The sequence below is a fragment of the Neobacillus niacini genome (assembly GCF_046591715.1).
GTDB lineage: Bacteria > Bacillota > Bacilli > Bacillales > Cytobacillaceae > Neobacillus > Neobacillus niacini_L.
On record NZ_JAWVNQ010000018.1, the window covers coordinates 38566 to 60933 of the forward strand.

Annotated in this window: 24 protein-coding genes and 1 riboswitch; of the genes, 2 read left to right on the top strand and 22 right to left on the bottom strand. The window is 37.9% G+C overall.

The window, feature by feature from the left end; translation table 11 throughout:
* Positions 1–18 precede the first annotated feature (18 nt).
* From SFC47_RS23605 to SFC47_RS23680, 16 genes are all read right to left on the bottom strand, one after another.
* Complete coding sequence (locus SFC47_RS23605) at positions 19–261, bottom strand: hypothetical protein (RefSeq protein ID WP_411256997.1); 243 nt, start codon at positions 259–261, stop codon at positions 19–21.
* A gap of 171 nt (positions 262–432) precedes the next feature.
* On the bottom strand, positions 433–582 hold the full coding sequence (locus SFC47_RS23610) for a hypothetical protein (RefSeq protein WP_411256998.1): 150 nt from the start codon (positions 580–582) through the stop codon (positions 433–435).
* A gap of 153 nt (positions 583–735) precedes the next feature.
* Complete coding sequence (locus SFC47_RS23615) at positions 736–1176, bottom strand: GNAT family N-acetyltransferase (protein WP_411256999.1); 441 nt, start codon at positions 1174–1176, stop codon at positions 736–738.
* Between the two features lie 17 nt (positions 1177–1193).
* Positions 1194–1604 (bottom strand): RidA family protein, encoded by a 411-nt coding sequence (locus SFC47_RS23620; protein ID WP_411257000.1) that lies wholly within the window; start codon positions 1602–1604, stop codon positions 1194–1196.
* A gap of 359 nt (positions 1605–1963) precedes the next feature.
* Complete coding sequence (locus tag SFC47_RS23625; RefSeq protein WP_411257001.1) at positions 1964–2815, bottom strand: alpha/beta fold hydrolase; 852 nt, start codon at positions 2813–2815, stop codon at positions 1964–1966.
* A 25-nt stretch (positions 2816–2840) separates the two neighbouring features.
* Entirely contained in the window at positions 2841–3143 is a 303-nt protein-coding gene (locus SFC47_RS23630) for an RNA polymerase alpha subunit C-terminal domain-containing protein (RefSeq protein ID WP_411257002.1), read from the bottom strand.
* A gap of 195 nt (positions 3144–3338) precedes the next feature.
* Positions 3339–3920: a cupin domain-containing protein gene (locus tag SFC47_RS23635; RefSeq protein WP_411257003.1), complete on the bottom strand. Its 582-nt coding sequence runs from the start codon at positions 3918–3920 to the stop codon at positions 3339–3341.
* 426 nt (positions 3921–4346) lie between these two features.
* Positions 4347–4994 carry a YcnI family copper-binding membrane protein gene (locus SFC47_RS23640; protein ID WP_411257004.1) on the bottom strand — a complete coding sequence of 216 codons (648 nt, stop codon included), beginning with the start codon at positions 4992–4994 and terminating at the stop codon, positions 4347–4349.
* 46 nt (positions 4995–5040) lie between these two features.
* Positions 5041–5631 carry a copper resistance CopC family protein gene (locus SFC47_RS23645; RefSeq protein WP_411257005.1) on the bottom strand — a complete coding sequence of 197 codons (591 nt, stop codon included), beginning with the start codon at positions 5629–5631 and terminating at the stop codon, positions 5041–5043.
* Between the two features lie 216 nt (positions 5632–5847).
* Positions 5848–6933: an NAD(P)H-dependent flavin oxidoreductase gene (locus SFC47_RS23650; RefSeq protein ID WP_411257006.1), complete on the bottom strand. Its 1086-nt coding sequence runs from the start codon at positions 6931–6933 to the stop codon at positions 5848–5850.
* Between the two features lie 15 nt (positions 6934–6948).
* On the bottom strand, positions 6949–7116 hold the full coding sequence (locus SFC47_RS23655) for a Fe3+ hydroxamate ABC transporter substrate-binding protein (RefSeq protein WP_411257007.1): 168 nt from the start codon (positions 7114–7116) through the stop codon (positions 6949–6951).
* 71 nt (positions 7117–7187) lie between these two features.
* Entirely contained in the window at positions 7188–9035 is a 1848-nt protein-coding gene (locus SFC47_RS23660) for a cell wall-binding repeat-containing protein (protein ID WP_411257008.1), read from the bottom strand.
* A 152-nt stretch (positions 9036–9187) separates the two neighbouring features.
* A complete protein-coding gene (locus SFC47_RS23665; protein ID WP_411257009.1) occupies positions 9188–10150 on the bottom strand; it encodes a LacI family DNA-binding transcriptional regulator in 963 nt (320 codons plus the stop codon).
* A 319-nt stretch (positions 10151–10469) separates the two neighbouring features.
* The gene (locus SFC47_RS23670) at positions 10470–11690 is read right to left on the bottom strand and encodes an eIF2A family protein (RefSeq protein WP_411257010.1); all 1221 of its coding nucleotides are present in this window, start codon (positions 11688–11690) and stop codon (positions 10470–10472) included.
* Positions 11691–11859: 169 nt separating this feature from the next.
* Positions 11860–13491: a flavin-containing monooxygenase gene (locus SFC47_RS23675; RefSeq protein ID WP_411257011.1), complete on the bottom strand. Its 1632-nt coding sequence runs from the start codon at positions 13489–13491 to the stop codon at positions 11860–11862.
* A 46-nt stretch (positions 13492–13537) separates the two neighbouring features.
* Positions 13538–14482 carry an alpha/beta hydrolase gene (locus SFC47_RS23680; protein WP_411257012.1) on the bottom strand — a complete coding sequence of 315 codons (945 nt, stop codon included), beginning with the start codon at positions 14480–14482 and terminating at the stop codon, positions 13538–13540.
* 165 nt (positions 14483–14647) lie between these two features.
* On the opposite strand from SFC47_RS23680, the gene SFC47_RS23685 reads away from it, so the two are divergent.
* Positions 14648–15322 (top strand): response regulator transcription factor, encoded by a 675-nt coding sequence (locus tag SFC47_RS23685; RefSeq protein ID WP_411257013.1) that lies wholly within the window; start codon positions 14648–14650, stop codon positions 15320–15322.
* Between the two features lie 407 nt (positions 15323–15729).
* Here SFC47_RS23685 and SFC47_RS23690 read toward each other — a convergent pair whose 3' ends face one another.
* From SFC47_RS23690 to SFC47_RS23710, 5 genes are all read right to left on the bottom strand, one after another.
* A complete protein-coding gene (locus tag SFC47_RS23690; protein WP_411257014.1) occupies positions 15730–16611 on the bottom strand; it encodes a 5'-methylthioadenosine/S-adenosylhomocysteine nucleosidase in 882 nt (293 codons plus the stop codon).
* Positions 16612–16783: 172 nt separating this feature from the next.
* Positions 16784–16887, bottom strand: a riboswitch (purine riboswitch).
* A 171-nt stretch (positions 16888–17058) separates the two neighbouring features.
* Positions 17059–17898: a nucleotidyltransferase gene (locus SFC47_RS23695; protein WP_411257022.1), complete on the bottom strand. Its 840-nt coding sequence runs from the start codon at positions 17896–17898 to the stop codon at positions 17059–17061.
* A 185-nt stretch (positions 17899–18083) separates the two neighbouring features.
* On the bottom strand, positions 18084–18221 hold the full coding sequence (locus SFC47_RS23700; protein WP_411257015.1) for a hypothetical protein: 138 nt from the start codon (positions 18219–18221) through the stop codon (positions 18084–18086).
* A gap of 302 nt (positions 18222–18523) precedes the next feature.
* Entirely contained in the window at positions 18524–18670 is a 147-nt protein-coding gene (locus SFC47_RS23705; protein WP_411257016.1) for a putative holin-like toxin, read from the bottom strand.
* 53 nt (positions 18671–18723) lie between these two features.
* The gene (locus tag SFC47_RS23710) at positions 18724–19620 is read right to left on the bottom strand and encodes a TIGR01777 family oxidoreductase (protein WP_411257017.1); all 897 of its coding nucleotides are present in this window, start codon (positions 19618–19620) and stop codon (positions 18724–18726) included.
* A gap of 251 nt (positions 19621–19871) precedes the next feature.
* On the opposite strand from SFC47_RS23710, the gene SFC47_RS23715 reads away from it, so the two are divergent.
* Positions 19872–20108 (top strand): hypothetical protein, encoded by a 237-nt coding sequence (locus SFC47_RS23715; RefSeq protein WP_411257018.1) that lies wholly within the window; start codon positions 19872–19874, stop codon positions 20106–20108.
* A 314-nt stretch (positions 20109–20422) separates the two neighbouring features.
* Here SFC47_RS23715 and ftsZ read toward each other — a convergent pair whose 3' ends face one another.
* Positions 20423–21652 (bottom strand): cell division protein FtsZ, encoded by a 1230-nt coding sequence (ftsZ, locus tag SFC47_RS23720; protein WP_411257019.1) that lies wholly within the window; start codon positions 21650–21652, stop codon positions 20423–20425.
* Positions 21653–22368 lie beyond the last annotated feature (716 nt).

The window sequence follows — 22368 nt, forward strand, 5'->3', positions numbered from 1 at the left end:
AGTCAGCAGCCTTACTCCTTACGCGTACCTTATCCCAGCAAGTTTGATATTTTGAATATCACTGGACCCACAAGGTGTTACGGCATAAGTCATTTCACATTTAGGACAGTTCATGATAACTGTTTCTAAGGTAAAAGTCTCTCCACACTCGCAGTGAATCTCATGCACCACTGCCGGTGCTAATTTTTCTTTTCCTTTACTCTTAACATGATCAACAATGTCTTTTCCATCTCGAATATGTGATGAACAACCGCAGCTCATTTTAACCCCTCCAAGGATGTAGGATGATTGTACCTGGTAGATTAAGAATAGCATAGGAAAATGAGCTTTATTCACCCGAAAATCAAACAGATTATGAATTTTATCAATCTAAAATATAAAAAGAGAAGACTTCTAAACTAGATGTCTTCTTTGGAAAATTGTCTATATCATTTAATGTACTTTTATCATTTCGTAAATATCTTCGTCATGGTGCACCCTTGTATGCTTGGATTCAATCCGTTCAAATTCTTCAATCTCTTCATTGTACAATGATTCGCCAAACCACCAGTTTTTGAATTCAAGAAATAATTCTGTCAGCATCTTGATTCCTCCAGTTACGGTTATTGAACTCCTTACACTCTTATTATACATGTGAATCACTTCACATAAAAGCGTTTCCATAATAGGCGGAATAGGAAAATAATAGAGAATAATTAGAAAATAGTGGAATTCCTAATCGCGGAATGAACACGATTAGGAATTCCATTCATAAAGAATATCTGCTAAATTTTCTTCATTTTCATGACCTTTGCTAATAATTTTAAATCCATGTTTTTCGTAGAATACTTGTGCTGCTTTATTCACTTCAAAGGTATATAGTGTTAATCTGCCAATGGAATGGGTTTTAGCTTTTTCAAGTAAGGTTTGGCCAATTCCAATTCCTTGGTAATCATTATGAATATATAGCTGACTTACTTCAGTATGATTATAGGCAATCATGCCAACTACTTTCTGATCCATTAACGCTAAATCTATTTGATAGTTTTTAACCAATATATGGGTTAAAAAGTTTACGTGATTTTCAAAACTGTGAATTTCCTTCTGGCCAATTGCCTTTTCTTTGCTCTCTCTCCACATTTGAACGGTTTGTTCTGCATACTTAGGGTCAAACGGAGTTATGATAATTTCCTGCATATCGGATCTCCTCAATGTCATTGTTCCTTATCTACTGCAGCAACTGCTTCTATTTCTACCAATTGATTTCTGTATCCCAAAACTGTAACCCCTGATAATGTACTTGGAACATCATGTTCGCCAAATTCTCTTCGTATCGTTTCCCAGGCGGTCACTAGATCGGATCGATTCTCTGAAGCAACAAGTACTCTTGTATAGACGACGTCTGCCAATGTGGCGCCGCATTCTTTTAAGGCCTCTTTCAAATTCTCCACACAAAGGTTTGCTTGCAATGCATAATCACTAGATTCAGGTACGATTCCCTCTTTTGTAAGCGGACAGGCTCCAGCTAGAAATAGAATATCCATACCCGCCGGAACTCGACTTGCATAGGCATAATCCACTTGTGCTAAATTGCTAGAACGTATGAGGGATATTTTATTGACCATATTGGCATCCTCCTAATTATTCCAATTTTTATAGTGTAATTGTATCAAATTATAACGGATTCATGTATTGAAAGTCCTTCAGCTGGAATATCTTTTTACCTATGTGTGTTTTAACTTTAGAGATATATTTTTGATGTTTATACTTTCAGTGGAGGGCATTTATGAAAGCAATAGTGTGTAATAAATATGGTCCGTCAGATGTTCTTGAAGTAGCATAGGTTGATAAACCGGTGCCGGATGCTTTTAAATACTTTGAACAAGGGCATGCTCGAGGTAAAGTGGTTATTACCGTGGAATAATACTTTCAAAAAAAATCCCCCAAGTAACCACTCTGGGGGATTTTTGGATGGACAAAGACATTATTCCTTTATATGATTCACCCATTTCATAATTTCGGAACTTACTTCGTCTGGTTGATCCCATTGGACCATGTGACCGGTATTGTTTAAGGAAATAATAGTAGAATCTAAAATATCTTTTCTTAATCGAGAGATTCCTATTTTTCGTGCCTCCTCTAATTCTTTCGGTTCTGCAGCATGAATGAGTAATAAAGGCGATTTAATATAAGGATATGTAGTTGAAAAAGGTTCTTCGAAAAACGCTTTAATGATAGATAATACTGTAAATTTAGAGGCAATTAACTCATATTTTTCATTCTTTATAAAAATGGTTGGTACGGACTGTTCAATGTCTGTACTCCAGCGCTTTGTGAAGGTGCGGTACTCATTAAAAATTTCGTCTAAATTATGATACATAGCATGATCGAGATAATTGTTCCAACCCTCGTAGGCTGCATTAAAAGTCATTTCCTCTTGAAATTCTGGAAAAGTAAAACCGCCATCTAATAGAATAATACCCTTAATTCTATCAGGAAAATGTTTAGCATAATGCAGGGCACAATCTGCTCCCCATGAATGTCCTAAAATATAAAATGGTTTGTCCAATAGGGAATCAAATAGCTTTTCATACCACTTTGCTAGATTTGAAAATATATAGTCTTCTTCATTCCTAAATGCTGTGGTTTTCCCGTGCCCTGGCTGATCGATCAATATGAGATGAAAATGAGTGGATAACTTTTTACTAAGTTCCAAGAAACTATAAGCAGCGCTTCCAGCTAAACCGTGAAGGCAGACAATGGTTGGATTTTGACGATCCCCAGTCTCAAAATAACTTACTCTATCCCCATTCCATTCTAACATGATATTTTCCATACAAATCTCTCCCTTAAGTAGATACCTAATCTTTGCTATTCTTTAAAGACAATCCTTCTTCCTCTAAAGCGGACCTTAATTTAGGTAAGGACGCACGTCCCATTCCATGAAATTTTAAAATTTCCTTTTCACTATAAGTAGAAAGCTCCTGCAAACTTGTAATACCATTACTTTCTAATGCCCTTCTAGCAGGTGCTGAAAGCAATGATAGAAATCCACTTTCAGGTTTTCTCTCTAACTCACAAGTAGGACAGGTTGGACAATCACTGCTTTTATAATATTTGTGTCCTCTGTCGCAAATGCGTAAACTTTTTTCTGACGTAGTCATACCTATTCACTCCTTTTCCACTTTCAATGGAATCCATCATAATAATTCGACACGTAATCGTTCTTTCCTTTTATCTTAAGTTTCACTAACAGAATATCCAAAACCATTGAGAAATAAAAATAAAGAAGCGTTCAGTTTCATGAAAAACAACGCTTCTTCAATTTATACATAATGTATTTGTATTAATCGAACGCGTTAAGCGTGATTTTCTTCAGCTGCGATCGCGTCTGCTTTCGTTCTATGAACCGTCCCGAAAGGATGTTCAGGCGGTGCATAAATGGAATAAAGTTTCAGTGGAGTATCCCCTGTATTGGTTATATTGTGCCATTTCCCTGCAGGAATTATGATGGCAAAATCATCTGAAACGCTTTCCCTGAACGTTAAATTGTCTTTTGTATCACCCATTTGAACGATTCCTTGCCCATCCTCGATGCGCAGGAATTGATCAACATCGGGATGCATCTCTAATCCAATGTCTTCACCCACGTTAATACTCATCAATGTGACTTGGAAGTGACCTCCTGTCCATAAAGCTGTTCGAAACGTATTGTTTTGCTTAGTCGCTTCCTCAATATTCACTACGAATGGCTGTTTACCGTAATCCTTAATTTCAAAATTTCTTTGATTTATAGATTGCCAATACTGATATCGATTGGCATAGTCTAATTCATACGGGTAACCCCAATACAAATCCTGTCTCCCATAATTATAGATTGGCACGTTAGCATAATAAGGATTTTGATAAGCATATGGGTAGGTATAAGGAACATAGTACATATCGCTCATTCCCTTCAAAATTAATCTAGGTATTCTATTCACGCTGGGTAGGAAATGTACCTATGGACTGAGGAGGATATCGCTTCCAATTATGATGGTTATTGGTAGCCAGCAGGGGGTGAAATAAACGGAGAAATTCCGTCTAATTGCAGATTGGAGCTCATTTCGGGGGATATAGGCGGAGGTTTTCCGCTTATTCAAAGTAAACTTTAGATTTTTCACGTTTTTTGAATCAATAGCCGGAATCTCTCCGTCTATCTCAGCTATTTTTAAACATAATTTCAAAATAGACGGAATTATTCCGCTTATATTCACACGGGCGTCTAATCAAACCTGATCTTCCCCAACAGATAATTTGAGCCTAACCCTATATAAATAAAAAAGGACGTATGCTAACCATACGCCCTTTTCTTCTTACAAGCTTATTTACCGTTTCTTAAGTGAAATAACCAGGGCTAGTAACCCTGCGATTAATGCTGCAATAGATACATAAAGTGGAGCATTTGATGTTTTTGAAGTTTCCTTTACTTCTACTTTAGTTGTTTCATCCGCTTTTGCTTCGTCATCTTTTGCAGAAGCACCATGGTGATCACCTGATCCGTCAGCTGGCTTTGGATTTACAGTTGTTACTGAAGCCGGCTTTTGTGAATCCGGTGCTCCAGTCCACTCGACTACACTGCCATCCTGGTAAGTCTGGTAAGCTTTGAATACAATTTCAGTTGCCTCGTCTGCAACTTTACCCTGCATATTAAAAAGACCGAATTCAGTTGCTGTTAACCCTTCCTCTTCTGACGTCCAAGTAACGCTCGTAATTTTATCTGAGGCGTCTTTCTGAATTTCATATTTCCAGCCAGGCTTTGGCTCAAAGCGGCTGATATTTACTTCAGATGGAAATTCTACTTTTACTTGTGTTGTTGGTACAGTATCATTCTCAGATGGTACCCGAACAGTAAACATTTCATAGCTTCCCTGTGTGGTTTCCTTAGGCAGTACCGTTACGTGGGCACTTGCCATCCCTGCAAAAAGCGAAATTGCAACTAGCATGAACAGTAGTGATGCTGCGGTCTTCTTCATTATATTAAGTCTTCCTTTCAGGATGGTAGATTACAAATGTATTATGTTAACGCTTCTTCTTTCCAGTAAATAATAAAAGTACGATTCCAAAAATTACAATTAAGATAATAAAAACAGTAATTAACATAGTTGATGAGTCTTTATCATCTTCATTGTCTGCATTTTCAACTGTATCAGATGCTGTATCTTGATTTTCACTATTTTGTTCTACTTGATCTGTCTGACTGTCATCCTCTTCCGTTCCTTCGCTTTCTTCAGGAGTCGCAGGATTCTCTTCAGTTACATTTTGTTCCATTTCTACTACGAAATTAATTTCGCCTTTTATTGGATGGCCATCTTCTCCAACAATTGTCCATTGGATTATGTAAGGGCCATTCTCTAATGGTTTTGCTATGGTCCCGCTTAATTGTTTATTTTCAACTTTGATTCCTTCTAAAGGAATTTTATTCCCATCCTTAACCAAATCCATCGTGCTTAGTTCCTCGATAGAAGTACCAAATGTAAGAATAATTTGTTCAAGATTCTCTGTTACAACCTGTCCTTCTGATGGGTTTGATGAAGATAAGCTAGTGTGCGCACTAACCAATGAAGGTACCATCATTAATATACAAGACAAGATAAAAATGATTTTTTTCAAGATTATGCTCCTTTCTTTCTGAAACATGATGTCATAAATATATTCGATTTGTCGCAAAACTAGTACTTGATTCCTAGCATATTCATATTAACACGATACCTATGTTGTTATTAAGAATAAGGGACAAGTTCATAAAAGTTTCACAATTAATAACTCTTGACAGAAATTAATATAAAAAAGCGATTGGTCCCACTGATCAATCGCTCTTCGACAAATTTACTTATCCGCTATTATATCTTTAATATATTTTGCTTCCAATATAATCTCTTTCATTAACATTTCAACGGTTTGATTTTTGGCTAATCTTGGAGTTTGACCCGACCAGAGTGACATGTATTCTGGGTTATTTTGAGCAGAAGCAGCCTTTCGAATGGGTTGGGTGAGTGTGTTTTGAATTGGAAAATTCGGGATAGAATCTTGATGATTCTTCATATCTGAAATAAACTTATTGTGTATTCCCCTTGCCGATTTACCTGAAAATGCTTTTGTTAACACCAACTGGTCCTCTTTAGCGTGAAGAATCGCTTCTTTATGTACATGATGTGCTCCACTTTCGATACAAGTTAGAAAAGCTGTACCCATTTGAACGCCCTTAGCTCCCAAACAAAGAGCCGCCATTAGACCCCGTCCATCCATTATTCCTCCTGCGGCAATCACGGGAATGCTTACATGATCAACAACCTGAGGAATTAATGACATTAAACCTACTAAACTGTTTTCGTCTTCAGCCATAAAGTTTCCTCGGTGGCCACCCGCTTCACTGCCTTGGGCAACAACCAAATCCATCCCTAACCTTTCAATTTCAATTGCTTCTTCAACAGTTGTTGCCGTTCCCATTAGAATCAAGTTATGATGCTTTAACCTAGCGATTATCTCAATGGATGGAACACCAAAAGTAAAAGAACAAACAGGGACTTTTTCATCGATGACCACTTGAATTTGCTCATTGAAAGTATCAAATACCTGATTAGGTGAAGGTATGTTAAGGTTTACCATGCTGCTGCTTAATTGCTTATACATGGGTTGTAAGTGCTCATTTGCAGTTATGATTTCTTTTTCTGTACAGGTAAATTCGTTCGGAACAAATAGATTGATGCCAAATGGTTTTGATGTTAACTGCTTTATTTCTCTGATCTCATCACGGATTTGATCTGGGGTCATGTAACCAGCTCCGATCATTCCAAGGCCTCCGGAATTTGAAACCTCAGCGACTAAACTTGAGGTGGTAACTCCTCCTGCCATAGGAGCTTGGATAATCGGAAATTCAATTTTTAAAAGCTCTGTCATGTTATTCTTAAACATCCACTACACCTACTATTATTTTTTTTGAAAACATTCTTCACAGATGAATGTACCTTCATTCCTTAAGTAAGCTTTTATTTCTGTAAAACCTTTTCGCTTAGGATAGCGCATTTTGACATAAACCATTTCATCTTCCTTAATTTCTTTATTACATACGAGACACTTTGGTTTATCCCATAACATGAAAGAAATACCTCCCCACTAAATAATAGTTTGAAAAAAGGAACTTCCAATTACAGAAGTTCCTTTTAATTTTAATACTTTATTTCTTGAACAATTTGTCCAATTTCATTTTGAACATTTAGCACATCTTGACCACCGAGGAACCCAAAGAAATCAATTTTCTGATTCAAAATAGTACTCCGGATAGAAGGTGGAACATTCTGATCATTGGATAACAAAATAGGTACACCTTGTTTTGCAGCTAATACCGCCCCAGTTAAGGCATCAGGGAAATCATATCCTCGTGCAAGATAAGCCTTGTCAACCCCATTATAAAGTCCATTTACAATGGCCGCGTTGGTATCAAAACGAGTTGCCCCGCCGTATCGGATGACTTTCTTTGGTGACACTTTAGATAAGATGCTATCTGGAAGCAGCTGTTTATCTCCAACCACGATGATATTTTCATATTTTTTTAGTTCGGTTGCGGTTACATCCGGTATCCCAGTTTCCCGTGTTAAATAAATAGGGTAGCCATTTTGAGCTGCATAAGAAGCAATGGATAGCGCATCTGGAAAGTTGAATCCGACAGCCAAGACTGCGGTATCCTTTTTCGGTAATTGCTGTCCTATTTTTGCTGCTGTTTCAAATCGATCATTCCCGCCATAACGAGTGATGTTTTTAATGCCTAGATCCTTTAATTCTTTCTCAACAGATGGCAAAATGAGTTTTGAACTTCCAAGCAGGACAGCATTCTTAGCACCTAATCTTTTAATCTCTTTTTTCGTTGCGTCCCTTAATGAATCATAGTATGACAATAAAAGCGGTGCATCAAGGTGATACGCAAGCGGTGTGCCGGCTAGAGCATCTGGAAAATCATAACCAAAGGCAATCACAACGGTATCCGCTGATTCCCAGCCTTCTCTAGCAACAGCAGCTGCTGTTTCCAAACGATCAAAACCATGCAGACGTTTACCTAATGGGATCATTTCACCTGAAGCCGTATAAGCAGTGGTTTTACCATCATTTAGTACCGCTTTATACCATACATATTGTCTGTCTATCATTTTAGTATTTGAATCATATTTGTAGGTTTCATCGTAAACCAATGATGAATATTGAGGGGCTCCTGCTTGATTCCCTGGATCAAGGATGGTGACAGCTTCACGTTTCCCTTTTGGTAAACTCATTATTGGGTCAATCGTTTTTACTGAAGAAGGAACACGACGGAATTGTGCACCTGGTGCAGAAAGAACAATATCATCTTTTTCGAATTTATGCTTTGTTTCATGCAATAAGTGATCCGGAACAGCGTATTCCATCTTTTTAAATAGCAAATTAAAATCAGGGTGTCCGGTATACGTGAAGTCCTCTGGTTTAAATGGGAATGGCAGTGGAGAAACTCCCATAAAGTTATTATAGTAATCTACTTTCGCATAGACTTTCTCCTGATAGGCTCCTGTGTTAACACTGCCATCATCTTGCTTCGTAGGACTATTCACTTGTTTCTTGCCATTGTATGCCAATAATGCAAAGTACCAGTTTTCAAGCACGTCACGGTCCATATCATTCAGTTTTGGAAGAATTGCATCAACATTACGAAACTTATTATCAAGTATTTCTACACCTTTTTCGATGTTATACTTGATGTCGTTTTTTAACAATTCCTCATTATAATTGTGGGGTTGGGTAACCTGCATGATACCAATCCCGCCATCAATGACTAAAGGCTCACCCTTTTCATTGAATTGGCGCCAGCTGCTTTCTTGAACAGCAACAGCTTTCACAATTTCAGGCGGTATACCTTTTTTAAAGGCTGCTTCGGTTAGCATTCTATTAATATCCTGTTGAGGAGGATTTGTTGCTGCATACCCCTTTTCTCCTGCAAAGCACCCGATTGCCACACCTAAGGCAACCAGGGAAACCATCTTTTTAATCATTCTTAATCCCCTTTCAAAAAAACATATTCTTATAGAATGGTAACATTCTTTGACAATAATTGCTATTATCTAACATCAACTAAAATGAATGGTAAAAAGAAAACCCGCCATAGTATGGCGAGTTATGAAAGGATATTTTATTCTCGTTACAGTTATACTGTTTGTCTTTCAATTAATTTCACTTCTATCTCCTCGTGAGAATGACCGCTGTTGCCAATTGCTTGAAGAAATAAGTTTTCCCCTATCGCAACCAAAGGAATTTCAAGTGTTGTGATATGCATGATTTTTGCAATTGGTTGGTTATCGAATCCCATTATCGCAAGATCATCAGGAATTAAGATTCCTTTTTCCTTGCAGTAAGTAATCATTCCAGCCGCTACGATATCACTTGTAACGAGCATTGCAGTGGGTGGGTTGTCCATTCTAATTAATTGTTGGACTACCTTTACACCATCTTCAAATTTAAGACTTTCATAAAAGATATAATCAGGGTCAAATGACAGGTTTGCTTTATGCAAAAAATCTCTGTAAGCCTTCTCCCTTTGTTTACTATTGGTTCCTGATTTTCTACCCACACAATAGCCAATTTTTTGATGTCCTTTATGATAGAGATACTCTAATGCATTAGTAAAGCATTTATAATGGTCAATGAATGTTGAAGATACATTACGGCCTCTCGCATCTTCGCAAAAAATGATCGGCCCATACTCCACAAATTCCTCAATAACATCCCAACGGCAGCTTCTTGAACAGATAATAAGTGCATCTATTTGCTTATGCTGTAACATCTCTAATGCTTCAATTTCTCGTTTTTCTACATAATTGGTTTGAAAAAGAACCAACTTGTAATTATTTTTTACAGCTTCCTTCGCAATTCCTTCAAGGAGTAAGCCGAAGTAAGGATGATTGGTAAAAGGGATAACAACTCCTATAAGGAAGGTTTTGCCTCTGCTTAGATGAACGGCATTTATATTTCGCTGGTAATTGTATTCCTCCATTGCCTTTATGACTGCTTCCTTTTTTTCTTTCCTTACATATGGATGATTATTCAATACGCGAGATACGGTTGAAACCGATACTCCAGCTATTTTTGCAATATCTTTGATATTTGCCACATTTATTACTCCTTAAAAACTTTTTCTTGCTATGATACGCGTTTCATAATTTACACTGATTTCAAATAATAAAAGGAGGTTACTAAAATGTACATGATCATAGGTATTTTGTGCTTACTATTCTTATGTAGTTCTGTACTGATATTATCATCATTTCCAATTAATCTGTACACAAAAAGACATTCAATAAAGAAGAAATCTAAAAATAAGGTAAAAGATTATTACAGCAGGATATTTGATGTATATTAAAAATCTTATCACACAAAAAACTAATTATATCTAAAAAATGACGTATGCCCATCATACGTCATTTCTAGATTCATTTATTCTTACGATAAAAAACAGGTGCAGAATCAACATTCTTAAGCCAAATATACTCTTCACTATTTAGAGTTTCCTTTTGCCAAACATCACCTTTATTACCCTTGTCCTTTTTACGAAACCAAGTTATATGAGATCCAACAACCTGCGGATTCACATCTAATTCACTCTTTTTAGGATAGGAGATTTGCTCTTGTTCTTCCGATTTAAGATTAATCGTAAAAAGGGCTGTATACATCGTTGGGACTGGCCCTTCCTTCCACTCTTTGTTTTCTTTTGCACGAGAAACGATTACCTTGTCTTTTGAGAACCATTCAATATCAAGGTCAACGTATCCACGAGGGGTATATTCCTTTTGCTGAGCAGAACTTGGAAGTTCTGCTATCTTGGATTTCTTGTTCTCAACAAAAAATCTGCCTTCTCCTGAGATGTAAGCTAGTTGGTTAGAGGATGGCGCCCATTTCATCCAATCCTTATAGCCCAGCATTTTACCAATTGCTTGAAACTGTTCTCCTAGTGAAGAAAGGACACATAATGTATTACTATCGTTTGACCAAGATGCAGTTGGAGTTGCCAGGAAACTCACCCACTTTCCATCAAAACTCCACTTAAAAAAGTCTGCTGAAATCGCAAACAAATCTGAGGTATTTGTTTGAATAGTGTAAAAAGGCTTTATCTTGGCAGGATCCAGATTGGCATCCACAGGAATCCTGAACAAGTGTACGGGTCCCCAGCCAGTAGGAAGTAAATTGGCTTGTGAGGATACGATAAATTCTTTTCCATTTGGAAACCATTCAAAGTCACTAACACCTAAAGAGACATTCTCAAAGCCCTCCGGACGGCCATCCTTTTCCTTTGTGACATTCAGAACCCCGCCGGCATTATAGGCTAACTGATTCTTATTTGGAGACCATTTAAAGTCCGATGTTTGAATGGTTACATAAGGCTGATAGTTTTCCTGCTTCTTTGTATCATAGATGAATAAGTTAGATTTTTCTCCTTGTTTATCCCCATCTATGTAGGCAATAAAACGACCATCATAGGACCATTTGGGTGAATACACATATTGTCCTTTTGTAAGCTGGATTTCTTGTTTTCCATTTTTGAGCCACAGCTGATGGTCACGGATAAATGCAGCAGTTAGCGGCACCTCCGCTTTGATTGGAACTGAAAAGTCAAAACATAAGAAGACAAGCAAAAGTAATATCCGAATAACCAAGATCCATCCCTCCTGCTAGTAGGGTATCCAGAATAATGTTACGAATTCTAATCTGAATGGTAGAACTAGCAGTAACGTAGGATTACTTGCCGAAAAAACTTTAGGCGTGAATTCACATTGGAATTCACGCCTGTAATTCAAGATATTACGCCAATTTTTCTAATTCAAACTACCTTTGAGCAGGGGCCGGGGCTTTTTCAAAATGGAATCCTTCGTACCCATTGGCCGCGATTTCAGCACATTTCTGACGGTAGGCTCCGACACCGCCTAAGTAAATTAAAAATCTGCGAGTTTTACCTGGGATGTTCGCACCAGTATACCAGGAATCAGCCTTTGAAAACAGCGTTGCATCCGCGACCTCGCCGCAATGCTTGCTCCATGCTTCTTCAGCTTCGACGTTCGCTTCAATGGTTTCAAGATTATTTTCACACATATATTCGATACAATCGGAGATCCACTCTACATGCTGTTCAATGGAAACAGGCATGTTACTCAAAACGGATGGACTTTCAGGTCCAGTAATCATGAAGAAATTAGGGAATCCGGCATTGGCAACACCAAGGTAGGTTCTGGTATTTTCACCTCCATTCCATTTTTCCTTCAATGAAATTCCGTCTTTGCCGCGAATGTCCATTTTTAATAACGGTCCAGTCATTCCATCAAAACCGGTAGCAAATACAAGGACATCCACCTCAAACTCGCCTTCAGTCGTACGAAGCCCTTTCTCTGTGATTTCTACAATTGGATTCTTCTTAACATCTACTAATGATACATTATCACGATTGTAAGTTTCATAGTAATCGGTATCGATGATTGGCCGCTTTGTACCATAGAAATAAGTAGGCATCAGCTTTTCCGCAACATCAGGCTTTTTAACGATATCGCGAATCTTCGAACGGATAAATTCGGAAGCCGTTTTGTTCGCCTCTTCATTGACGGTAATATCATAGTACGAGGTGAAAATCCCTTGACCGCCAACTCGCCATGCTTCCTCATATTTCTCTAGTCGTTCTTCAGGCGTTACCTCAAGCGCTGACTTGGTTGGGATGTCACCAGGTGCACCGCCTGTGGATTCACGCATTTGGCGTTTAATTTCTTGGAAATTTTCTTTTGCTTGGCGAATATACTCAGGATCATATGGGTGATTTCTAGCTGGAGCACTATACTGTGGCGTCCTTTGGAAAACGGTTAAGTGGGCAGCTTCTTTAGCAATCGCAGGAATTGCTTGCACGCCGCTTGAACCAGTCCCAATGATTCCCACAGTTTTTCCAGTGAAATCAACCTTTGTATGTGGCCAATGTCCGGTATGGTAATGTTCTCCCTTAAAGTTTTCTAAGCCGTTAAATTTAGGAAGATTCGAAGCAGAAAGACAACCTACTCCAGTGATAAAGTACTTCGCAGTAACAGTACTGCCATCACTCAGCGTAATCTGCCATATCTTGTTGTCTTCGTCATACTGGGCTGCATTAACGCGGGTCTTAAACTGAATATCAGGTCTCAATTCAAACTTATCAGCGACAAAGTTAAGATATTTTAAGATTTCGGGCTGCTCGGGATATCGTGAAGACCAAGTCCACTCGCGATAAAGTTCTTCGGAAAACGTATAATTATAGTAAATACTCTCAGAGTCACATCGTGCCCCAGGATATCGGTTCCAATACCAGGTTCCGCCAACACCATCTGCTGCCTCATATACTCGAGTTGATAAACCTGCTTCACGCAGGCGATAAAGCATATACATTCCTGAAAAACCAGCACCAATCACGATCGCATCAAAATTAGTCTCTTTTGTAGATGTCAAAAGCATTCCCTCCTAAATTAAGGTTCAGATTTTTTTTCTATGAAAATTAGACTCTGCTTACCTCTTGGTCAACTTTAGTTAAAAATGCAGCGAATTTATCGATTGCGCCTTTGATATCATCAGGGAAGACTGCCATATTCGTAAAGAAGCCGTGAATTAATCCTTCCTCGCGTGAAGTTTCGACTGTCACTCCAGCTTCCTTTAGCCGCTCGGCATAGGCTTCTCCTTCATCCCGTAATACGTCAAACTCCGCTGTTAGTACATAAGCAGGCGGCAGATTCTGCAGGTTTTCTTCGAGAATCGGTGCAACAAGAACATTTTTTGCATCCTCATCATTTCGAATATAATAATTGCCAAACCAAATCATTAAGTCTCGATCTAAACCAAATCCTTCTTTGAAATCCTGATAGGATTGAGAATCATAGCTTAATGCGGTTACTGGATAAATCAACACTTGGCCGGCAATGGCAGGTCCGTTTTCACTTCTTGATTTCAAGGTCATCGCAGCAGCAAGATTACCTCCCGCACTATCCCCGCCTACAACAATATTGGAAGCGTTTCCATTTAATGCCGCAGCGTTTTCACTAACCCATTGTAAAGCTGCATACGAATCCTCAACAGGCACAGGGAATTTATTCTCTGGTGCAAGGCGGTAATCTACGGATACCACAATTCTCTCCGTTTTGTTCGCAAGCATTCTGCAGCTAGCATCGGAAGTAGCAATATCACCAATTACCCATCCCCCGCCGTGATAATAAACAAAGATTGGAAATGGACCTTGACCTTCTGGAGTATAGATTCGGACATTTATTTCAGCACCATCAACGGGCACGAGTCTGTCTTCAATCTTTGCAAGTGCTGCCAGCTCTACCTCTACTGGCGGTGCCATAGCAAACATATCTCTGACGGTTTGTGGTTCTAATGAAGCAATTGGGGGCATTTGCTTAAATGCTTCTAAATAGAGTTGAGATTGTGGTTTTAAATTTGCCATTGGTCATCTTCCTTCCTTTTTAAAAAAATTTAAATCCTTTTAGGGATTAGCACCTATTAGCACTATCTAAATGTTATAATTTTTTGTATAATTTGAATATTCCTAATTTTGTAGGTGTCCAATCCCCCAAAAGGAGATGATAATTTGCCGTCTCAGCATACCTTGATGGAAAAGATTGTACAGCTAGAAGATGCAGCAAGTCATGAAGAAAAACTGTTTAAGATTCTTGAAGTTTACATGTCTCTCTACCCTGTACGAAATGGTTATTTATTTCGATTTTCCCCATTAGGCTATCTTGGCGAAGGAATTATCCTGTTAAATTCAACGGGGATTGTCTATATTAACGAGATTCGAGATAATGTCCGTACACTCCCTTTTATCCACTCATCGATTGTAGAAAGAAGAGCCAAGTATTGCACTGGAATTGAACTCTTAAAACAAACAAGCGGCAAATATATCCTTACATCGAATGTAAATTCTCTCGCGGTTGTCCCGATCAGTTACGGCTCTGTCGTGATCGGCTATATTTGTACAACAGAATTTTCAAAAACTGCGGTCATCGATGAACAAACTCTCTCCTCACTCACTGACTATGGGCGTTTGGTTGGAAAGTATATGGAGCAATCTGATGATAGTAAAGAATCGCAAAACCTAAGCAAACGAGAATTAGAGGTCATGAGGAAGATTTCGTGGGGAGAAAGCATGAAGGAAATGGCAGCCGCCATGGATATTAGTGAACTGACAGTAAAGCAATATGTAAAATCAGCGATCAAAAAACTTGGTGCTTACAACCGTTCCCATGCTGTAGGAATTCTTTTGAGAAAAGGAATTATTTCTTGACAAATAATGTAAACGCTTACCTTTTATGAACTTTTCAATAACCTCTACGTCATCATCACTTCACCAGATGGCGTAGAGGTTTTTTATTAGAGCTCTGTTATGCTGATGATCCCGTAGATATGTGAATTCATAAGCGGAGAATTTCCTTCTATTCAATCTAGAAGATGCTTAAGGTGCTAATATAAGCGGACATATTCCTCTTAACCCCTCTAAATACTACAAAATCCATAGTTTTGAATGAAATAACCGAAAATCCTCCCCTTATTTATAAGTAAATTTGGGTATTTACCAATTTAACCGGAATTCTTCCATTTATTTTCAAACATAGTGGAAATCATCATTCAGCTAATACAGATCCAAATATAAAGAAATGCGCTTCTACAATAGTAGAAACGCATGCTTGGTCATTATTTATTTTTTTTCACCATGGAGATATATTCTTTAACTACTTCCATTACATATTCTTGATTTGCCGCTGCAGTACCTGGATCATACGTACCGCCGTTGGTTTTATTATTGGAAAGGATTCGTATACCTAAGAATGGAATATCATATGCATCGGCAATTTGAGCAACGGAAGCCCCTTCCATTTCTTCTACAGAGGTACCATAAATCTCATGGATCCACTTAATTCGGTCTACTTCGCTATTCCAGAAATCTGCTGAACCAATTGTACCTTCGACTACTTTACCCTTCGTGTATGTGTCTTTTACTGCATTTGCTGCTGCGAGTAAATCCTTATCACCTTCATAATGGCGGACTCTGTTTGCACTTTCATCCGAGCCGCTTCCTTCAGATGCCATTAAGTCCATTGGAATCCAGGTAGTTGGATCAGTTCCTTGGTTTTCATCCTTGTTTAGTGTTTTTAATGAACCAATGTTTGTCGTTGTTTTTCCTAAGACAATATCAAATACGTTCAGACTTGGGTCATGACCGCCTGAAGTACCTTGGTTAATGATCGCGATTGGGTTATATTTTTCAATTGTCAATGCTGTAGCAGCGGCTGCATTTTCCATTCCTTTTCCTGTTTTTGTAACGATGACAGGATAATTGTTCAGCTTTCCTTTGTAAAAAACGAACGTTCCTGATTTTTCTATTTTCACATTCTCTAATTTATCGGCAAAGTATTCGGCTTCAATTGGCATGGGACCTTGAATGACGATTGGTCTTGCCTCGCTCTTTGGTTTTGATACGTTTAGGTCTTGATCTTTCGAATTACAACCTGCCACCAATAAAACCGCTGAGATAGCCGCCACTGAAGCAATTTTTTTAAACATTTTGTTTTTCATGAATTTGTTCTCCCCTTTTTCTTGTTGTTTGTTACCCTCGTGAATGGTTCAAATGAAAAAAGTCTAGAATAGCAGGATATTCCCTGCTTTCTAGACCTACGAAGTCAAAGTAATTAATAATGAAGCATTGTATGCTCTATTATTTAATGGAGGGTTTATGAATTTCTGGGCCCGCCCATACACTTTAACTCGTAGTCTAGTTCATTTAATGGGAACCAGGTAGAAACACTCAGACCGTATTACTGAGCATATACGAGATATGTTATTAAGATTATTACTTTGTTAATATAACAAACTCGTAAAGGTAAATCAACAAAAAGGTGAATATTAATTTAAAAAAACATTAAAATGTTCGTGTTTTATGAAAAAAGTATGATAAAATTGGTAATGATTTCTTGTTTATGAACGTAAAAAAGCAACCCACTATAGAACAAGGTTGCAGGGAACTTATATGTAGTTCTTCGCATTACTGGGATTATGTACTTGAAGCCATTTTTTTGATTCGGTAATCATCCACTCACCAAAGTCATTTAAATAGTATAAAAGCTCCTCAACGTTCGAAATTGGATTAATGGCATATAAAAGTGCCTTATTCATCTCTAGTGCTTTTTCAGGATAATGTTTGGCAAATACCATATACGCTGGGAACAGATCTCTCGTATAAAGATTTTCTTCCTCGATCACAAGTGCCAGGCCTGCACGAACAATAATTTTCATAATCCAAACGCAGCAATCTTTGATATCATCCAAATCATCGTTATCAACAAGGTCTTCTCTTGCAAGTTCTATTTGTTCCTTAAGTTTAGATAAATGAACATTTCCAAGAAATGTATCTGCTTTGTATTCGGGTAACTGTGGTGATAAATCTTCTCCATAAACACAAATACTGATAGTTTTAATCATAAAAGGGATTATTGAGAACGAAGTAGTTTCCATGATTTCTTCTATATGATAGAAACTGTATTCCACTCCACTTATACAACTGAATTGAGCATTTATTCTCCCCTCGACTTCTTTCGTCCATTGCAGGTCTAATTCACTTGGTTTCATTTGCGTAATGGCTATTGTATCTAAGTCTGAAACTCCATATATACCTAACCCGCGGGGGATCGAACCTCGTATATAAATACTATGCAAGTTTGTTCCTAAATGAATTTGATAGCTTTTAATTACTTCCTCAATAACAGTTTGAAACTCAGGTTGTATCTTGTTCTGATTAGCATCACTGAGTATAAATCCTTTATCATTCATAGGACAATAACGCCCGATATTCTTAATAACTGCCAATACCTTCACTTCACTTTCTTCTTAACTAGCTCTTTATATGTTTAATATTAAAAGTTTATTAGGGTAAAACAACGGCAATATGGTTACCACTAGTGAGTGAAAGTAAAAAGGAACTTTCCTTACGCGTGAAGTTCCTTTTCTGTTTTTTGATTTACATTGATATTAATATTGTTTAAATTCCTCTCCTATTTCAATTGCACAGGAGTAACCACCGCAAAAGAATTTTCAGATGGATCGGTTACGTTGATTTCAATAACCTTATATCCATTTTCGCAAGCATTGCTTTCGATTTTAGTTGATTCCTTCAATACATCATTATTCATATTTTTTCTTCCTTCCAATAAAATTCTCACAGAAGTTACTATATGATGGAAGTTCAAAAATGTGCATGAAATTTTTTAAAATCGAAAAAAATTTTAAAAAGGCATATTCTTCATTTTCTCAGATATTGTTTCTGTTTCTTTTTTCCTATTTTTCGTTATAATATAAATATGAGCATGAACATAAGATAAAAAGACCGACATGGTGCAACATGTCAGGTCCTGCAATAGAGTGTCCCCAATAAAGGGTTGACTGTTAATGAGATTAAATAAATCCACCTGAGCCGCCAAAACTCACGGGTGGATTATTTTTTTTGACCGAACGTCAGGATGGCTACGACTAAACTAGCAAAACCAAACATAATCATAAACGTTTCGAAAATCGTCAAACAGCAGCACCCCCTTTCTATTGGGAGCTTGCCAACCTTTAAGGCAACCTTATCTATTGCCATTTAAGTATAGCATAAATAACACCAAATAAGAACATACATTCGTAATTTTACTTTTAAAGCAAATCTTCTAAAGCCGAACGAAGTGTTGGGAACTTGAATTCAAACCCATTCTCTTGCAGCACCTTGGGTATAACCTGCTGCCCTTCTAACACTAGGGCACTTTTTTCACCCAGCACCAATTTCATAGCAAACGGAGGAACGGGAAGCCAATGTGGACGATGTAAAACGGAGCCAATACTTTTCCCAAATTCATTCATAAGGAGTGGAGTTGGTGCTGTTACATTGATGGGTCCACTTAAATGACTGTTTTTAATAGCAAAGAGAATGGCACGGACTACATCATTCACATGCACCCAAGATACCCATTGGTCACCTGATCCCACTTTTCCGCCGACAAACAATCGATATGGCATCACCATGAGTGGGAGCGCACCTTCCTTATTCCCCAGCACCACCCCAAACCTCATAAAAACGGCACGGACAGAATATTTCTCCACTTGCTTGGCTTTATTTTCCCACTCCTGTACGGTTACGCCTAAAAAATCAGATGCTGTTTCCAATGAATTTTCCGTATAAATAGCAATTTTCGATGGTGGATAAATCCCAATCGCACTGGCATTCACAAGCACAGAAGGTTTAGCAGGAAGCAGAGATATGATTCTAAGCAATTCATCTGTTGCTTTCATCCGACTTTCATAGATTTGCTTCTGGTGGCTTTTCGTCCATCTTCCATCATTAATGGACACCCCAGCCAAGTTAATAAATGCATCAGCGTTCCTAATTGCTTTTTCAGGGGAAAAACCTTCTTCAAGCCACCTTACATACTCGACTTTTTCGGAAGATTTTCTATCCTTCCTTGTTAAGATTACAACATTGTGCCCTTCAGTAAGCAGCAATTGTGATAAACTCTGCCCAATGAAACCAGATCCTCCTGCAATGACAATTTTCATTATTCCCCTCCAATAAGCTCTATTTAGAAAATTATACCATTACTAGCGAAATGCTGATCATAAATAAAACTGGAAATAATCACCTCACAATTCGTGAAATGTTTCACAAAATATTCACAGACTATATTCAAAATTGGTGATAAGATTCCTTTTGTAAACAACATAGCGAAGTTGCAAATCTATTAAATTACCTTTTCACTGATAATGATTCTAATAAATTTATAATCTGTTCATCACAGGAGGATACTCGAATGTTTAATACGTATATGGTACACAAGTTTTCTAAAGGTACTTTTATTGGCAAAAGCTACTATCAAGGAGCTACCAAGAAATCATTAGAGAATTTCTTGGCTAGAGGATTTCGAGATGGTGAATTACGTTCTTGGAAGATGGTTCATTTTGATGAGGCTAGAGTATATAAACTGATTGATGGTAAAGAAGAATATGTAGAGACAGTTACAAAATTTAAGAGCTTGGCTATGGCTTAAATTTTTGTTCTTCTATTAAACGAATTGAGAAGGGCTAAATAGGAGAATTCTTAAGAATTGTTCCCTTAAACAACAAAATCGAGGTGTCATGGTAACGATACCTGTAGAATCGTTCCCTTGTATGGCGAAAATGAGGGTTAAAGGGAACAATACTTGCGGAATTGTTCCCTTTATGTGAGAAAATTGAAGGTAATGGGAACGATTCCTGTAACATTCTTTGTTTTAAAAAACAATTTGTGTTTGATGAAAAAAAGGCAGCCATATTGCTGCCTTTTTTTCTTCCTAAGTGTTTATATTTAGGTAACTTGTATCAATCATCTAAAGGAACGAAGTCGTTTTTTTCGATTACGTAAGAACGTTGGTATATCACTATCACTGGAGTCGTCTAGCTCTTCTTGACGCTGGTTGTATGGCTGTTCCTCTTCAACATAATTGTTAGGTTCAGGTTGATGATAATCATATTGTTGTTCTATTTGATGCTGTTCGTATTGTGTTTCTCTTTCCCGATATTCATAATGCTGTTCTCTCTGATAAGGAAGACGCTTTTCTTCCTCTGGTGCCTTAGCCGGTTTATGTAGGACGGGATTTTCTTTCTCAGTGAATCCGGTCGCGATAACGGTAACAATAATTTCATCTGTTAAATTTTCGTTAATCACCGAGCCAAAAATCATATTTAATTCCTCATTAGATGCGGAAGCCACTATTTCTGCTGCCTCTTGAACTTCAAATAAACTTAAATTATTACCGCCTGTTATATTCATAATGACACCATGTGCGCCATTGATCGATGTCTCCAATAATGGACTGTTTAGTGCTTTTTCAGCTGCTTCGGCTGCACGATTGCTGCCAGTTGCAACCCCAATTCCCATTAAGGCAGTTCCTTTATGAGACATGACCGTTTTAACGTCTGCAAAATCGAGGTTAATTAAACCAGGCACAGCAATCAAATCGGAAATCCCTTGTACACCCTGACGCAGGACATTATCCGCCTCACGAAAAGCCTCTACCATTGGTGTTTTTTTATCGACAATTTCCAATAAGCGATCATTAGGAATGATAATGAGCGTGTCCACCGCTTCTCTCATAGCGCTGATTCCGCTTTCAGCATTTTTGGCACGCTTGAAGCCTTCGAACTTAAATGGACGTGTTACTACGCCAATTGTTAGAGCACCAAGCTTTCGTGCAATTCTAGCGATGGCCGGTGCAGCTCCTGTTCCAGTACCGCCGCCCATTCCAGCTGTCACGAAAACCATGTCCGCTCCCGACAACACTTCTTCGATTTGATTTTTGCTTTCCTCGACTGCTTTTCTTCCTATTTCAGGATTTGCTCCTGCTCCTAAACCCCTGGTTAAAGAGGAACCGATTTGCATCTTGATTGCTGCTCTCGATTGTTTGATGGCTTGTGCATCTGTGTTGACAGCGATAAACTCAACTCCGCCAACTCCATCCTCAATCATGCGGTTGACAGCGTTATTGCCTCCCCCGCCAACTCCAATCACTTTAATATTAGCTAAATGGTCCATACTTGTGTCAAATTCTAACATGCTCTTTTCCTCCCTGTTATCAAAATACTACTACCATTCTTCTCATATTTGGTTTAGTAGATAAGGAGGTTAGATACCCATACCCCCGAATATTTAGTAGAAAATTGATATAGTGTTTAGTCTACGGAACATTAATTTCATTGTCTAGTTAAGTGTTACCTATTCTTTAGGACCGAAATATGGGAAAATGCACACTCTTCATCATGGCTATAAGCAGTAAATTTTTTCCTTTTCGGGGGAGTATGGTCCTGTTTATATTCAAACTATTTCTATTATTAAGGAAAGTTAACAGTCTAATTACAATTAGATGACCATCCCTTCGTTCGACAAATTTTTAAGAAAGCCTTGATATAATGGCATTGTCTTTGTGGAAATTGTTAAAGAAGAGAAGGAGGCAGTATGGCGGAATTATTGCTTTATGTCGGTACATATCTCTCGGTGGCTTTTTGTGTTGGATGGCTGATTACAATTGGATTTGATTTATTTATTAAATAGGCTGGGTTATTCATTGTTGATTTTCGTATAGGCTTAAGAATGGATAGGCGGAGATTTTCCGTCTATTGTTTCTTGAGGAAGCATACCTAGCAGATATAAGCGGAGAAATTCCGGTTAAATGCTAAAAATAAGACAAAATCCAAGGATTTGGATACAATAAGCGGAAATCCTCCGCTTATTTTTATGGAAATATGGGTATTTTCAAAAATAAACGGAAATCC